Source organism: Paenibacillus xylanexedens (assembly GCF_001908275.1).
GTDB classification, from domain to species: Bacteria; Bacillota; Bacilli; order Paenibacillales; family Paenibacillaceae; genus Paenibacillus; species Paenibacillus xylanexedens_A.
Genome location: NZ_CP018620.1, coordinates 5,574,853 through 5,589,027, shown reverse-complemented (window position 1 = coordinate 5,589,027; position 14,175 = coordinate 5,574,853). Strand labels below are relative to the sequence as shown.

Annotated in this window: 13 protein-coding genes; all 13 read left to right on the top strand. The window is 47.4% G+C overall.

Annotated elements, in window-relative coordinates:
• Positions 1-4 precede the first annotated feature (4 nt).
• The 13 genes from mraY to BS614_RS24415 all read left to right on the top strand — a co-directional run bounded on the left by mraY (position 5) and on the right by BS614_RS24415 (position 14,125).
• The gene (gene mraY, locus BS614_RS24475; RefSeq protein ID WP_047843751.1) at positions 5-973 is read left to right on the top strand and encodes a phospho-N-acetylmuramoyl-pentapeptide-transferase; all 969 of its coding nucleotides are present in this window, start codon (positions 5-7) and stop codon (positions 971-973) included.
• Positions 974-976: 3 nt separating this feature from the next.
• Positions 977-2,398, top strand: coding sequence for a UDP-N-acetylmuramoyl-L-alanine--D-glutamate ligase (murD, locus tag BS614_RS24470; protein ID WP_074095852.1), 1,422 nt, complete (start codon positions 977-979; stop codon positions 2,396-2,398).
• A gap of 48 nt (positions 2,399-2,446) precedes the next feature.
• Positions 2,447-3,544 carry a stage V sporulation protein E gene (gene spoVE, locus BS614_RS24465; protein ID WP_074095851.1) on the top strand — a complete coding sequence of 366 codons (1,098 nt, stop codon included), beginning with the start codon at positions 2,447-2,449 and terminating at the stop codon, positions 3,542-3,544.
• A gap of 7 nt (positions 3,545-3,551) precedes the next feature.
• On the top strand, positions 3,552-4,661 hold the full coding sequence (murG, locus tag BS614_RS24460; RefSeq protein ID WP_074095850.1) for an undecaprenyldiphospho-muramoylpentapeptide beta-N-acetylglucosaminyltransferase: 1,110 nt from the start codon (positions 3,552-3,554) through the stop codon (positions 4,659-4,661).
• 149 nt (positions 4,662-4,810) lie between these two features.
• Complete coding sequence (gene murB / locus BS614_RS24455; protein ID WP_074095849.1) at positions 4,811-5,716, top strand: UDP-N-acetylmuramate dehydrogenase; 906 nt, start codon at positions 4,811-4,813, stop codon at positions 5,714-5,716.
• A gap of 17 nt (positions 5,717-5,733) precedes the next feature.
• Positions 5,734-7,017, top strand: a complete 1,284-nt coding sequence (gene murA / locus BS614_RS24450) for a UDP-N-acetylglucosamine 1-carboxyvinyltransferase (RefSeq protein WP_036614867.1) — start codon at positions 5,734-5,736, stop codon at positions 7,015-7,017.
• Between the two features lie 58 nt (positions 7,018-7,075).
• Positions 7,076-7,843, top strand: a complete 768-nt coding sequence (locus BS614_RS24445) for a cell division protein FtsQ/DivIB (protein WP_017687304.1) — start codon at positions 7,076-7,078, stop codon at positions 7,841-7,843.
• A 293-nt stretch (positions 7,844-8,136) separates the two neighbouring features.
• On the top strand, positions 8,137-9,423 hold the full coding sequence (gene ftsA / locus BS614_RS24440; RefSeq protein ID WP_074095848.1) for a cell division protein FtsA: 1,287 nt from the start codon (positions 8,137-8,139) through the stop codon (positions 9,421-9,423).
• 150 nt (positions 9,424-9,573) lie between these two features.
• Positions 9,574-10,689, top strand: a complete 1,116-nt coding sequence (gene ftsZ, locus BS614_RS24435) for a cell division protein FtsZ (RefSeq protein WP_017687306.1) — start codon at positions 9,574-9,576, stop codon at positions 10,687-10,689.
• A 260-nt stretch (positions 10,690-10,949) separates the two neighbouring features.
• The gene (gene spoIIGA, locus BS614_RS24430; RefSeq protein ID WP_036614861.1) at positions 10,950-11,930 is read left to right on the top strand and encodes a sigma-E processing peptidase SpoIIGA; all 981 of its coding nucleotides are present in this window, start codon (positions 10,950-10,952) and stop codon (positions 11,928-11,930) included.
• An 11-nt stretch (positions 11,931-11,941) separates the two neighbouring features.
• Positions 11,942-12,664, top strand: coding sequence for an RNA polymerase sporulation sigma factor SigE (sigE, locus tag BS614_RS24425; RefSeq protein ID WP_017687308.1), 723 nt, complete (start codon positions 11,942-11,944; stop codon positions 12,662-12,664).
• 111 nt (positions 12,665-12,775) lie between these two features.
• Positions 12,776-13,558 carry an RNA polymerase sporulation sigma factor SigG gene (gene sigG, locus BS614_RS24420; protein WP_017687309.1) on the top strand — a complete coding sequence of 261 codons (783 nt, stop codon included), beginning with the start codon at positions 12,776-12,778 and terminating at the stop codon, positions 13,556-13,558.
• 174 nt (positions 13,559-13,732) lie between these two features.
• On the top strand, positions 13,733-14,125 hold the full coding sequence (locus tag BS614_RS24415; RefSeq protein WP_017687310.1) for a YlmC/YmxH family sporulation protein: 393 nt from the start codon (positions 13,733-13,735) through the stop codon (positions 14,123-14,125).
• The last annotated feature ends 50 nt before the right edge of the window (positions 14,126-14,175 follow it).

Sequence of the window (14,175 nt, the reverse complement as noted above, 5' to 3'; positions counted from 1 at the left end):
ACCCATGGATTTTCAGGTATTACTGTTAACAATCGGCGTTTCATTTATTTTGGCGGTGATTGCCGCACCGCTCCTGATTCCGCTGTTACGCCGGATGAAATTCGGACAGCAAGTTAGGGAAGATGGGCCTCAGAGCCATTTGAAAAAAAGCGGAACACCTACAATGGGTGGAGTCGTCATTTTAGTTGCGTTCACATTGGCCTTTTTGAAATTTTCGGCAGTCAAGAATACAGACTTTTATGTCTTGCTTGTGGCTACGCTGGGATTCGGGCTGATTGGCTTCCTGGATGATTACATCAAAATTGTGTTCAAACGTTCGCTGGGACTGACGGCCAGACAAAAAATGCTGGGCCAATTGTTCTTCAGTGCAGTGATGTGTTTCTTGCTGATCCAGAATGGACACAGCACAGCCATCTCTATTCCGGGAACGTCATTCTCGTTTGACTGGACCGGATGGTTCTATTATCCGTTTGTCGTATTCATGATGCTTGCCATTACCAATGCGGTTAACTTTACCGACGGTCTGGATGGTTTGCTGTCAGGGGTAAGTGCGATTGCCTTTGGCGCGTTTGCCATTGTGGCGATGCAAGCCACGTCGATGCCGGCAGCAGTGTGTGCAGCAGCGATGATCGGAGCCGTACTCGGTTTTCTGGTATACAATGCACATCCGGCCAAAGTATTTATGGGAGACACCGGTTCTCTGGGGATTGGCGGTGCGATTGGTGCGGTAGCCATTGTAACCAAAACAGAGCTTCTATTTGTCATCATTGGCGGTATTTTTGTTATCGAGATCCTGTCTGTCATCATTCAAGTGGTATCTTTCAAGACTCGTGGCAAGCGTGTATTCAAAATGAGCCCCATTCACCATCACTTTGAATTAAGTGGTTGGTCAGAATGGCGGGTTGTTATTACCTTTTGGGCGGTAGGCGCAATTTTGGCCGCTCTTGGACTTTATCTCAACAAGGGGTTGTAGATCATGAACCATCCTGAATCATATCGCGGACAACAAGTCGTCGTGCTAGGATTGGCCAAAAGCGGCGTACAGGTCGCCAAAGTGCTGGATCGCGTCGGAGCGAAGGTTACAGTAAATGATAAAAAAGAGAGAGATCAATGTCCCGAAGCTTCCGAATTGGAGGCTTTGGGAATTTCTGTTGTATGCGGAGGGCATCCGGATGATCTGATTCACAGTGGTGTGAAGCTGGTTGTCAAAAACCCGGGTATCCCATACCATGCAGCTCCTGTGCAGCAAGCATTGGCATTGGGCATTGAAGTGGTGACCGAAGTAGAGGTTGCTTATCATCTATGTGCTGCACCCATGATTGGGATTACGGGTTCGAACGGCAAAACAACAACAACCACTTGGGTGGGGGAAATGTTGGAACATGCCGGCCTCAACCCGATCGTTGCCGGTAATATCGGAACACCTCTCTGTGAAGCGGCAGAGCAAGCTTCTCCAGATAACTGGATGGTTGTTGAACTTAGCAGTTTCCAGCTCAAAGGAACGGTTGATTTCCGTCCCCGGATTGCCAGCTTGCTTAACGTTGCAGAGACGCATCTGGACTATCATGGGGATCTGGATGATTATGTGGCTTCCAAAGCGAAACTGTTCGCGAATCAGCAGCCTGACGACGTGGCCATTCTGAATTGGGATGATGCGGTATGTCGTGGTCTAGTTCCTTACATCAAAGGCAGATTGCTTCCCTTCTCAATGATTGAGAAGTTGGATGTAGGTGTGTATGCAGATCCTCCTTATGTGGATGGAGAAGAGGATGATGTGAAGCGTCAGATTATCTACGCGGATGAAAAGGGAAATCACCACACCATTATTGACATCGAGAACATTGGCATCGCTGGACGATTCAATGTGGAAAATGCAATGGCCGCTGTGGCCATTGCCGTAGCGGCAGGAGCTGATCCAGCAGTGCTGGCTGCTCCGCTTGCAGATTTCAAGGCGGTTGAACACCGACTTGAATATGTTCTAGAGCATAATGGCTCTGCGTACTACAACAACTCCAAAGCGACCAATTCAAAGGCTACGGTCATGGCCCTGAATTCGTTCAAGGAACCGGTCGTATTGATTGCAGGAGGGCTGGATCGTGGATCAGACATGATGGAGTTGTTGCCCTTGTTCCAGGAACGGGTAAAAGCTGTCGTTGCAATTGGTGAGACACGGACAAAAATTGCCAAGGTCGCGGAACTTGCCGGATTAAAGCAAATTAAGGTCGTCGATAATGAGGAGGACGCTGCCCGGACGTTAACCGTTGCTGTGCAGGAAGCATCGAAGCTTGCCAGTGCCGGTGATGTCGTTTTGTTATCCCCGGCATGTGCAAGTTGGGACATGTTCGCTTCCTATGAAGAGCGGGGACGCATTTTTAAAGAGGCGGCGCATAACTTGTAAGTAGGGGGGTGGAAAAGCCCCTACTTCCATGCAAGGGGTGGCCTCCTGATGAAACAGACGCGACCGGCACCAGATATTTGGTTGCTGATTTGTATTTTGGCATTGCTTGCCATCGGCATTATTATGGTATATAGTGCGGGCTCGGTGCTTGCCTTTCATGACTATGGCGATTCATTTTATTTTGTAAAAAGACAGGCCCTGTTTGCGGTGCTTGGGCTTGTGGCCATGTTCGTAACTGCTAATGTAGACTACCGGGTGTGGAGGAAATATGCCAAGCCTATATTGATTGCCTGTTTTATTATGCTCATTGCGGTGCTCATTCCTGGAATTGGTGTGGTTCGCGGTGGTGCACGAAGTTGGCTGGGCATTGGTTCGTTCGGTATTCAGCCCTCAGAATTCATGAAGCTGGGCATGATTCTGTTTCTCGCTCATTGGCTGAGCAAGGAACCGGGTAAAATCAAAACCTTCACATCGGGGCTTCTGCCACCGCTGGGATTGATCGGGTTGGCTTTTGGGATTATTATGCTGCAACCTGATTTGGGGACTGGCACCGTGATGATGGGCGCATCGATGCTTATTATTTTCACAGCCGGAGCACGAATGAAACATCTGAGCCTGCTTGCTCTTGGTGGCGTAGCGGGGTTTGCAGCTTTGATTGCAGCAGCACCCTATCGGCTGCAGCGTATCACAGCGTTTTTGGACCCGTGGTCCGATCCGCTGGGTGCCGGATATCAGATCATTCAATCCTTATACGCAATTGGTCCTGGTGGACTGGCGGGATTGGGACTGGGTATGAGCCGGCAGAAGTACAGTTATGTACCTGAACCGCAAACGGACTTTATTTTTAGTATTTTGGCCGAAGAACTCGGCTTTATAGGTGGAATGATTGTATTATTGTTGTTTCTGGTGCTGGTGTGGAGAGGGATGCGTGTAGCCATGACCGTTCCGGATGCCTTCGGCAGTCTGCTTGGTGTTGGTATCGTAGGAATGGTCGCCGTACAAGTTATTATTAACATTGGTGTTGTCATTGGCATGATGCCTGTTACGGGCATTACATTGCCTCTGATCAGTTACGGCGGATCATCATTGACCCTCATGCTCACAGCACTGGGCATTTTAGTGAATTTATCCCGTTATGCGAGGTGACTATGCGATGCGAGTCGTTCTAAGCGGTGGCGGTACGGGTGGACATATCTATCCGGCCGTTGCCATAGCAAGACAATGCGAGGCGGAGAATCCGGACTCGACATTTCTATACATCGGAGGAACCAGAGGGCTGGAAAGCAAACTGGTTCCCCAAGAAAATATTCCTTTTAAATCCATTGATATTACGGGCTTTCGGCGGAAATTGTCCATCGACAACCTGAAAACGGTCATGCGTTTCATTCAAGGTGTACGCAAGTCCAAAAAAATGCTAAAGGAATTCAAACCGGATGTTGTGATTGGTACAGGTGGATATGTATGTGGACCTGTGGTATATGCAGCAACAAAACTGGGAATTCCGAGTATAATTCATGAACAGAACGCCATCCCTGGTCTGACGAACAAATTTTTGATGCGTTATGTGGACACGGTTGCCGTTAGCTTTGAAGGTTCTGAAAAATCGTTTTCCGGTGCAAAAAAGGTGATCTACACCGGTAATCCGCGAGCGACTACGGTAGCCCAGGCTAGCCGTGATCGTGGTTTTGCCACATTAGGTGTACCGATGAACAGCCGTGTTGTTCTTGTGGTTGGTGGCAGTCGCGGGGCAAAAGCAATCAATCAGGCCATGGTGGACATGGCTCCAATGCTGGAACAACTGGACGATGTACATGTCGTTTACGTGACAGGGGATACCTATTTTGATGAAACACGTGAAGCCATTCGCAGCTCATTGGGTACGATGCCAAACCACCTGCATGTCCTGCCTTACGTGCATAATATGCCTGAGGTGCTTGCCTGCACATCCTTGATTGTAAACCGCGCAGGTGCATCATTCCTTGCGGAGATTACATCACTGGGTATTCCTTCGATTCTGATTCCGTCACCTAACGTGACTAATAATCATCAGGAAGCTAATGCACGCACGCTTGAAGGTGGAGGCGCATCACTCACGATGCTGGAGAAGGATCTTACAGGCAAAGTCCTGTATGAAGCCATCGCCAAGATTATGAATGATGAATCTGGACGTAAACGAATGGCTGAAGCCTCCCGGAAACTGGGGAAACCCGATGCAGCTGAAGTGCTTGTTCATGAAATTCAGCGTCTTGCTGCACGCCGATAAAGTGTGTTTGTGGGCGATTGTCACACACAAGACGGGGCTGACATAAGATACCGTATAAATCGTGACCATCGTTCCATGGCGCCAGAACACGGTCTGTAACAACAGAACATACCGTGCTCATCGGTTTTGAAGCTAAGGAGGAAGCAAACATGCATCAGTGGATATCGTTACTATCCCAGAATAATGTTGGCAGAGTTCTTGAAAACGAATCGCTAGCCAAATACACCACATGGAAGATCGGCGGTCCTGCGGATGCACTGGTCATTCCCGAGAATAAAGAGCAGATGATGAATCTCTTTCAATTGCTTCACACGTATCAGATTCCGTGGATGCAACTTGGACGGGGCTCAAACATGCTGGTGTCAGACAAAGGAATACGTGGTGTTGTGGTGAAACCAGGCGAGGGCTTTGATTATGCCGAATTTCACGAAGGCGGTGTAACCGCCGGAGCGGCGCATTCTTTTGTTAAACTCAGTGTGGTTGCTGCCAAAAAGGAATGGACCGGTCTGGAATTCGGCAGCGGTATCCCCGGCACTGTCGGTGGAGCCGTATACATGAATGCAGGCGCGCATGGATCGGATGTGTCACGGATATTCAAATTCGCTGAGATTGTACTGGAGACAGGGGAATTGGTACGTTACAGCAAGGAGGACATGGATTTTGCCTACCGCCACTCTGTTCTGCATGATCGGAGAGGCATTGTGCTGGAAGCTGCATTTGAACTCCAGCATGGGGAGCGCAACGTCATTTCGGAAACGATGGCGGCTTACAAAGATCGCCGGCGCCGCACACAGCCACTGCAGATGGCATGTGCAGGTAGTGTATTCCGAAATCCACCGGGTGATCATGCAGCCCGCCTGATTGAAGCAGCAGGGCTGAAAGGAATGACCCAGGGAGGCGCACAGGTATCCACCATGCATGCCAATTTCATTGTTAATACAGGCCAAGCAACAGCAGAGGACGTTATCACCCTAATGCAGCAGATACAGAGCACTATATCATCTCAAAACGGTATTAACCTGGTACCGGAAGTCTTCGTAGTGGGTGAGCGGTAAACCCCGGAGGTGATACATTGGACAAATTGGTGATTGAAGGCGGGAAACCCCTCTCAGGATCCATACGCATCCATGGAGCAAAAAATGCCGCTTTACCGATTATGGCCGCAAGTTTGTTGGCAGATGGAGAAGTTACACTGCATAACGTTCCACACTTGCTGGACATTGAAGTGATGCTGTATATCCTGGAACGGCTTGGATGCACGTGTCGGCATGAACAGGGAACAGTGACGATTAATACCTCGTCTATCCGGTCATATGATGTGCCAGAAGATCTAATGAAGCAGATGCGCTCTTCCATTTTTTTGATGGGACCATTGCTGGCTAAGTTTGGGCAAGTGTCAGTGTATCAGCCAGGAGGCTGTGCCATTGGAGAACGCAAAATTGATCTTCACCTCCGGGGCCTGGAAGCGCTCGGAGCTTTGATTGAAGAGCAGGACCAACAGATTATCTGTCATGGGCACAATCTGGTGGGTACAGATATTCATTTGGACTTCCCAAGTGTGGGAGCGACCGAGAATATCATGATGGCAGCCGTTATGGCTAAAGGGACGACAACCATCTGCAACGCCGCAAGAGAACCTGAAATCCAGGACCTGCAACACTTTTTGAATGCTATGGGTGCAAGCATTATTGGTGCAGGAACGGATACAATCACGATCAATGGCGTTGAGAAACTGAAGCCTTGCTCCTATGAGATTATACCGGATCGAATCGTTGCCGGAACCGTGATGATTGCAGCAGCAGCAACACGAGGCAATGTTACGCTTACACACTGCAATCCTGCTCATCTTACTTCACTTATACATGTATTGAAGCGCACTGGTGTTCAAATCACAGTCTGCAATGATATAATGACGGTGAGCTGTATGAGCCGTCCCAAATCAGTAGACCGTATTGTGACTTCTCCGTATCCTTCGTTTCCGACAGATTTGCAATCTCAAATCATGGTGCTGCTCAGTCTGGCAGACGGATTCAGTGTGATGAAGGAAACGGTATTCGAGGGTCGGTTCAAACATGTGGATGAACTGAATGTGATGGGGGCTGATATTTCAGTCGATCTGAACGCAGCATTTATCCGTGGTGTTCCCCGTCTGTACGGGGCTACAGTAGAAGCAACCGATCTTCGTGCAGGTGCAGCTCTTGTAATTGCTGGTCTGGCTGCTCAAGGCAAAACGGTTGTGGAGCAAGTGCATCATATTGACCGGGGCTACGATCAGATCGAGAAGTTATTCCAAAGTCTTGGAGCATCGGTTGAGCGACAGTCGCCCGTTTCGAAACAGTTGGATTTTGCCAATTAACGTCCTTGGCGTCCCCTTCTTGAAGGGAGGGGACCTGAGGCTTTGTGGAGCGCTACTTATGCCTAAAAGTCAAATTCCGGTTCTGAAGAAGAATCGGCCAAAAGGAAACACAAGCCGCAAAATTGTAATTATTCTCTTATTATTATTTATTGTATTGCTGGCTGTATTATTCTTTCGTTCTTCCATGAGTCGGATTTCGGCAATTGAAATTACGGGTAATGTATATACAGCAACTTCAGAACTGCTGGAGAAAAGCGGACTGAAAGAAGGCGAACAATTTTTTGGGACAAGTACTGCCGAGGTTATTGAGCGTCTCAAGACCATCAAGGCGATTTCCACCGTTACCGTGGACAAGCAATTTCCGGGGATTATCCATATCAAGGTTCAGGAATATGCCACGGTTGCTTATGAGCTTGGTTCTGACGGTACGCTAAAAGCGATATTAGCCAGTGGGACAAGTTTGACGGTTCCGGCAACAATTGGTGTTGCTGTGGAGAAGCCTATATTGACCCAATGGAAGGCTGATGATCCACTCAAAGCCAAACTGAGCCAGACACTGGCTAAAATTCCGAATGAATTGACGACGGATATTTCGGAAATTATTCCGAATCCAACGCCTTCATTTCCGGATCAGATTCGGATGTATACCAAATCGCAGTTTGAAGTGATTACAACCGTCTCTCTTTTATCGGATAAAGTGGAGTATCTGAATCAGGTGATTGAGACCGAACGGCCTGGGAAAATCACCATGCTTGAGGCAGATACCTATGTCCCTTTCATCCCGGATGACCCGGAAGATGATGCTGAACCAGGAGCAAGCCCCTGATCTTTGCCATGATGAGGCTGGACTGAATATGAAAGCCTAGGCAGGTCGGGGTTTGACCCCGTCAGAGCAATGAAACTTGTTCTTTCTGAGATGAAGAAAAAATGATACACTTGAACTTATGGCACATGAGTTGCCTCCTTCTTTTTTCTTCAATGTTTTATGTCTGGCAACCAGATTTTGACACCCAAAAACATTGTAGAAAAAAGAGGGAAAGCCTGAAGTGTGTTGAATATGTTTTAAGAGTGTTTAAATTCGAACGTAATTTACTATTGGAGTCAGGAGGTGCCACAGACTTGAGCAACAATGACATCATTGTTAGTTTGGACATCGGTACATCCAAAATTCGCGCTATTATTGGGGAAATGAATAATGGAACCTTTAATATTATAGGAGTTGGATCTGCCGACTCGGAGGGAATTCGCAAAGGTGTAATCGTAGATATCGATCAGACGGTGCAGTCGATTCGCAACGCAGTGGATCATGCAGAACGTATGGTAGGTATTCAAATATCCGAAGTGTATGTTGGAATCTCGGGAAATCATATCGGACTGATGAGCAGTCACGGCGTCGTGGCTGTGTCTAACGAGGATCGTGAAATCGGAGAAGAAGACATGGAACGGGTGTTGAAAGCAGCCGAAGTCATTGCAGTTCCGCCGGAACGGGAAATTATTGATGTTGTCGCCAAGCAATATGTTGTAGATGGCTTGGAGGGCATACAGGACCCCCGTGGTATGATTGGTGTTCGTCTGGAAGTTGAAGCAACGATCATAACGGGTGCAAAAACCGCGATACATAATCTTTTGCGCTGCGTGGAAAAAGCGGGTCTGAAAGTAAGCGATCTGGTTCTCATGTCGCTTGGAGCGGGTCAACTGGCTTTGTCCAAAGATGAAAAAACGATGGGTTCAGTGCTTGTTGATATTGGAGCAGGTGCAACAACCATCGCCATTTTTGAAGAAGACAGTCTTGTTGCAACCTCAACGTTGCCTATAGGTGGGGAATTCGTAACAAATGATATCGCCTATGGCTTACGCACGTTAACGGATCAGGCAGAGAAGGTGAAACTGAAATATGGCTGCGCCTGGCTGGATGATGCTGCTGCGGATGTGATGTTCAAAGTCACCCGAATTGGCAGTAATGTAGACAAGGAGTTTTCACAGGAGGATCTGGCAGCAATTATTGAACCTAGGGTTCAGGAAATATTCCAGATGATATCCCAAGAAGTGAAGCGTCTTGGTTACAACGAGCTTCCTGGAGGTTATATACTTACGGGAGGTACGGTCTCTATGCCGGGGGTTCTGCAGGTCGCTCAGCATGAGCTTGCTGCTTCGGTACGAGTTGCAGTTCCGGATTATATTGGTGTGCGTGACCCCGGGTTTACAAGCGGAGTTGGCATATTGCACAGTGTAATTCGCAGTTTACGCATTCGTCCCTCGATCAATAACGGCGGTGGAAATAACAACAACAACAATAATAACAACAAGAAACCGACCAACCGTCCGAAGCCAAATACGGCACAGGAATCGGAGCAAAAACCCGGTCTGTTCGAGCGGCTGAAGAATATGTTCAGCGAATTTATATAACAGGTTGGATCCATTTCATACATTCTTGAAGCCGTCTGAATGCGCCGGTACTAAAATAAACGCTTTCGTTCGTCGATATATGAAATTGATTCGGTTCAAATCAAAAATTGGACGGGCCATCCATGCACATTGAGGGGGAGATGGAATAATATGTTGGAATTTGATTTCGAGATGGAGAGCTTGGCTCAAATTAAAGTCATCGGTGTAGGCGGCGGCGGAAGCAATGCAGTCAACCGTATGATTGAAAATGGTGTACAAGGTGTTGAATTTATTACGGTGAATACGGATGCTCAGGCGTTACACCTGGCGAAATCCGAGCATAAATTGCAAATCGGTGATAAATTGACTCGTGGTCTTGGTGCTGGCGCCAACCCGGATGTAGGTAAAAAAGCAGCGGAAGAGTCCCGCGATCTGATCATGAACACGTTGAAAGGTGCAGACATGGTATTTGTTACAGCCGGTATGGGCGGTGGTACAGGTACAGGTGCGGCTCCGGTTATTGCCGAAATCGCTAAAGAGTGTGGTGCACTTACAGTGGGTGTCGTAACTCGCCCATTTACATTTGAAGGACGCAAACGTTCCAGCCATGCAGAGCAAGGTATTGAGGCTCTCAAGGAAAAAGTCGACACATTGATCGTTATTCCTAATGATCGTTTGCTCGAAATCGTAGATAAAAAGACACCTATGCTTGAAGCGTTCCGTCAAGCGGATAACGTACTTCGTCAAGCGGTACAAGGTATCTCTGATTTGATCGCTGTGCCGGGTCTGATCAACCTTGACTTTGCTGACGTCAAAACGATTATGCACGAACGTGGTTCAGCCCTCATGGGGATTGGTGAATCGACTGGTGAGAATCGTGCCGCAGAAGCAGCACGGAAAGCCATTATGAGTCCTTTGCTTGAAACTTCTATTGAAGGTGCTCGCGGCGTAATCATGAACATTACGGGTGGCGTTAATCTGTCCCTGTATGAAGTGAACGAAGCGGCAGAGATCGTAACATCTGCTTCCGACCCGGAAGTGAATATGATCTTTGGTGCCATCATTGACGAAGACCTGAAAGAGGAGATTAAGGTTACAGTTATTGCAACTGGTTTTGAAGATAAACCTGCTCCACCACCACCAGGACGTAAGCCAGCTCCAGCAACAGCGGAGACAACAGATACGCGTTCGCCGAACCTGCGTCCTTTCGGAAATCAGCCGAGCAATGATCAGCTGGACATTCCGACATTTTTACGCAATCGTTCACGCAATAATAACAACGATTAATACGCAAATTAATTTATTGGAAACCCGGTACTCCTTATGGAGCGACCGGGTTTTTTTGTTTATTTAGATATCATAGCATACAGTAATGAACAAATTCTGAACAAAGGGCCTGAGCAATTCCGACAAAAAAAGTTGGAACCACACCCCCATGATTAGACAGACTTTGAACAGGGGGCTCCGTATACTTGTGAATATGCTCATGAATATCAGGATATCGGGTACCGGTATTTCGATATGTTGCGCGCAGGCAGGTGAAGACTTTGGTTGTTTATGTGGATCTGATTTTTTTGACAAACCTGTGTATTGACGGTGCACTCATCGGAATGACCGCCTGGATGCGCAAGACAAAGCTGGTTTGGTGGCGATGGTTGCTGTCAGCCATTGTGGGTGCATTATACGTGGTCATGATGTTTGTACCGGAGTTTGATTTTATGTTCACCTTTCTGATCAAGTTCGGGTTCTCGCTGGTCATGCTTACGATTGCTTTTGGTTTTAAAGGTCTGCAGGCTTTTGCGAGGACGCTCGGTACCTTCTATGTGATTAATTTTGTCGCTGCCGGAGGTATTCTGGGTGTGCATTACATGCTTCAGAGCTCCGGTGAGTTGTTTAACGGCATTTGGTTCACGGCTTCTGGCGGTATGTCATTTGATCTGAAAATTGCTTTCTGGTTCACGTTTATCGTATTTTTTTCTGTCCTGTTTTTATTCAAAGCTGTGCAGAGCTCAAAACGGAAAACGGATCGCATGACGACCTATTTGGGTAAAGTTGAGGTCTGCATCGATGAGGTAGTCATTTCTTGTACAGGCCTTCTGGATACGGGCAATCAACTTACAGATCCCTTATCGCGCATGCCGGTCATGGTGATGGAGGTTTCGTTATGGCAAGACATGTTACCCGCTTCATGGAAGGGTAGACTCAAGGACGAGGCGCCGGACAACCTTATTCTGGAGCTTGATCAGGAAAGTTTTCAGTGGCAGGATCGACTGCGGCTGGTGCCTTATCGGGGCATTAACAAAGGGACTGCGTTTATGCTGGCAATGAAGCCGGACCGGGTGAAGGTGACGATGGAGGAAACATGTTATGAGACGACAAGAGTACTCATTGGGCTGGATGGAGGTGTTTTGTCGTCGGATGGGAAATACCAGGCCGTGATTCATCCTGAACTTGTGCAAGACGCTGCTTCTGCGCAGTCTACGGCTCTCTCTGCGGGAGCAACAGAAAAGCCGCTGAATGTGGTATAGGAGGAACGTACATGCTTGTGAAATGGAAACTGGTGGCGCAGCTGCAATATTACCGTCTGTTATTTTTGTTGGGACTCAAAAGCGAAGAGATCTATTATATTGGGGGAAGTGAGGCACTTCCGCCGCCTTTGACAAGGGAAGAGGAAGAATTTTTGCTGCAAAAATTATCCTCGGGAGACTCGGCCATTCGCGCGATGCTCATTGAGCGCAACCTGCGTCTGGTGGTGTACATTGCACGAAAGTTTGAAAACACAGGAATCAATATTGAGGATTTGGTCTCCATTGGAGCGATCGGATTGATCAAGGCAGTTAATACATTTGACCCGGAAAAGAAAATCAAACTGGCAACCTATGCTTCACGTTGTATCGAAAATGAAATTTTGATGTACCTGAGACGTAATAGTAAGATCCGAACTGAAGTTTCTTTTGATGAACCGCTCAACATTGATTGGGATGGAAATGAACTATTATTATCCGATGTATTGGGTACAGAAAACGATACAATCTATCGGAATATTGAAGAGCAGGTAGACCGGAAACTTTTGCACAAGGCACTGGAAAAATTAACGGAGCGTGAGCGAATGATTATGGAGCTTCGTTTTGGCCTGACGGATGGGGAAGAAAAGACACAAAAAGATGTAGCGGATCTCCTAGGAATCTCCCAATCCTACATCTCTCGTCTCGAAAAAAGAATCATTAAAAGACTTCGCAAGGAGTTCAATAAAATGGTCTGAAATACATCATTGGTCAGAATGGGTATTACTGGCAAGGGTGCCAAGTACGAATAAAAAAGCCTGCCCCGGAGATAATGTACATTAATGTTTCTCCTTGGGAGGTAAATCACGATGACCCGAAACAAAGTCGAGATTTGTGGCGTGGACACCGCAAAATTGCCTGTCCTCACCAACACTGAAATGCGGGAATTGTTTCATTCCCTTCAGCAACACCATGATCGCTCAGCAAGAGAGAAATTAGTGAATGGCAACCTGCGTCTGGTACTCAGTGTCATTCAGCGTTTTAACAATCGGGGGGAGTTTGTCGATGATCTGTTCCAGGTTGGTTGCATCGGCCTGATGAAAGCCATTGATAATTTTGATTTATCCCAGAATGTCAAATTTTCAACCTACGCGGTGCCGATGATTATCGGTGAAATCCGTCGATACCTGCGTGATAATAACCCAATTCGGGTATCTCGCTCCTTGAGGGACATTGCTTACAAAGCACTTCAGGTCCGTGACAGCCTGACGAATAAAAATTCCCGGGAACCGACGATATTCGAAATTGCGGAAGTACTGAATGTGCCGAAGGAAGATGTTGTTTTTGCATTGGACGCCATTCAGGACCCGGTCTCGCTCTTCGAACCGATTTATCATGATGGTGGAGATCCGATCTATGTTATGGATCAGATCAGCGATGACAGAAACAAGGATGTGTCATGGATCGAGGAAATTGCACTTCGTGAAGCGATGCATCGTCTTGGTCAGCGGGAAAAAATGATTCTGTCGATGCGGTTTTTCGAAGGGAAAACCCAGATGGAAGTGGCTGATGAAATTGGCATTTCCCAGGCTCAGGTATCACGTCTGGAGAAATCAGCGATACAGCAGATGCAAAAACATGTAAAGTCATAACACGATGCAAAGGCAGAAGGACGATCAATCGGGGCAGTGTATACCGTTGGTCGTCTTTTTGTTTTGGACCGTTTCCACATTTGATGAAAAACAGGACATTTTTCGCCCCTGAAACATATATTGTATAGAAGCGTGAAGAACGGGAAGAAGAGGAATAACAGGGGGCGGGAATGAATGAAAGTAAATACGAGCGAAGTAGCGGCACGAGGCATGAAAATCTCGGACTTTCAGACAAAGGATGTCATTAACATTACGGATGGTAAACGCCTCGGTCAGATCAGTGATTTGGAGCTGGATCTGAAGCAGGGACGAATTGAAGCGATTGTTGTGCCAGGGTACAGCCGTTTTATGGGTCTTTTTGGCGGGGGAACGGATCTGGTGATTCCCTGGAGAAACATTGTGAAGATTGGTTCAGATGTGATACTGGTGAAGATGGATGAGGTGAAGGAAAATACGTATGACGAGCGTGATCGCGAAGCACGCCTGTATGATGAACAACAGCATAACCGCACAGAGCGAGTGGAACGCATTGAACGGTCGGAACGTAATCAGCGTCGAACGATATAAATGAGACAGAATGTGGCTCATTTGGTACACTGGAAGTGGTGAGGTGAGAT

What these genes read in the sequence shown, in the direction of transcription:
- mraY (WP_047843751.1), top strand. Translation starts at nt 5, where the DNA reads ATGGATTTTCAGGTATTACTGTTAACAATCGGCGTTTCATTTATTTTG.
- murD (WP_074095852.1), top strand. Translation starts at nt 977, where the DNA reads ATGAACCATCCTGAATCATATCGCGGACAACAAGTCGTCGTGCTAGGA.
- spoVE (WP_074095851.1), top strand. Translation starts at nt 2,447, where the DNA reads ATGAAACAGACGCGACCGGCACCAGATATTTGGTTGCTGATTTGTATT.
- murG (WP_074095850.1), top strand. Translation starts at nt 3,552, where the DNA reads ATGCGAGTCGTTCTAAGCGGTGGCGGTACGGGTGGACATATCTATCCG.
- murB (WP_074095849.1), top strand. Translation starts at nt 4,811, where the DNA reads ATGCATCAGTGGATATCGTTACTATCCCAGAATAATGTTGGCAGAGTT.
- BS614_RS24445 (WP_017687304.1), top strand. Translation starts at nt 7,076, where the DNA reads ATGCCTAAAAGTCAAATTCCGGTTCTGAAGAAGAATCGGCCAAAAGGA.
- ftsZ (WP_017687306.1), top strand. Translation starts at nt 9,574, where the DNA reads ATGTTGGAATTTGATTTCGAGATGGAGAGCTTGGCTCAAATTAAAGTC.
- sigE (WP_017687308.1), top strand. Translation starts at nt 11,942, where the DNA reads ATGCTTGTGAAATGGAAACTGGTGGCGCAGCTGCAATATTACCGTCTG.
- sigG (WP_017687309.1), top strand. Translation starts at nt 12,776, where the DNA reads ATGACCCGAAACAAAGTCGAGATTTGTGGCGTGGACACCGCAAAATTG.
- BS614_RS24415 (WP_017687310.1), top strand. Translation starts at nt 13,733, where the DNA reads ATGAAAGTAAATACGAGCGAAGTAGCGGCACGAGGCATGAAAATCTCG.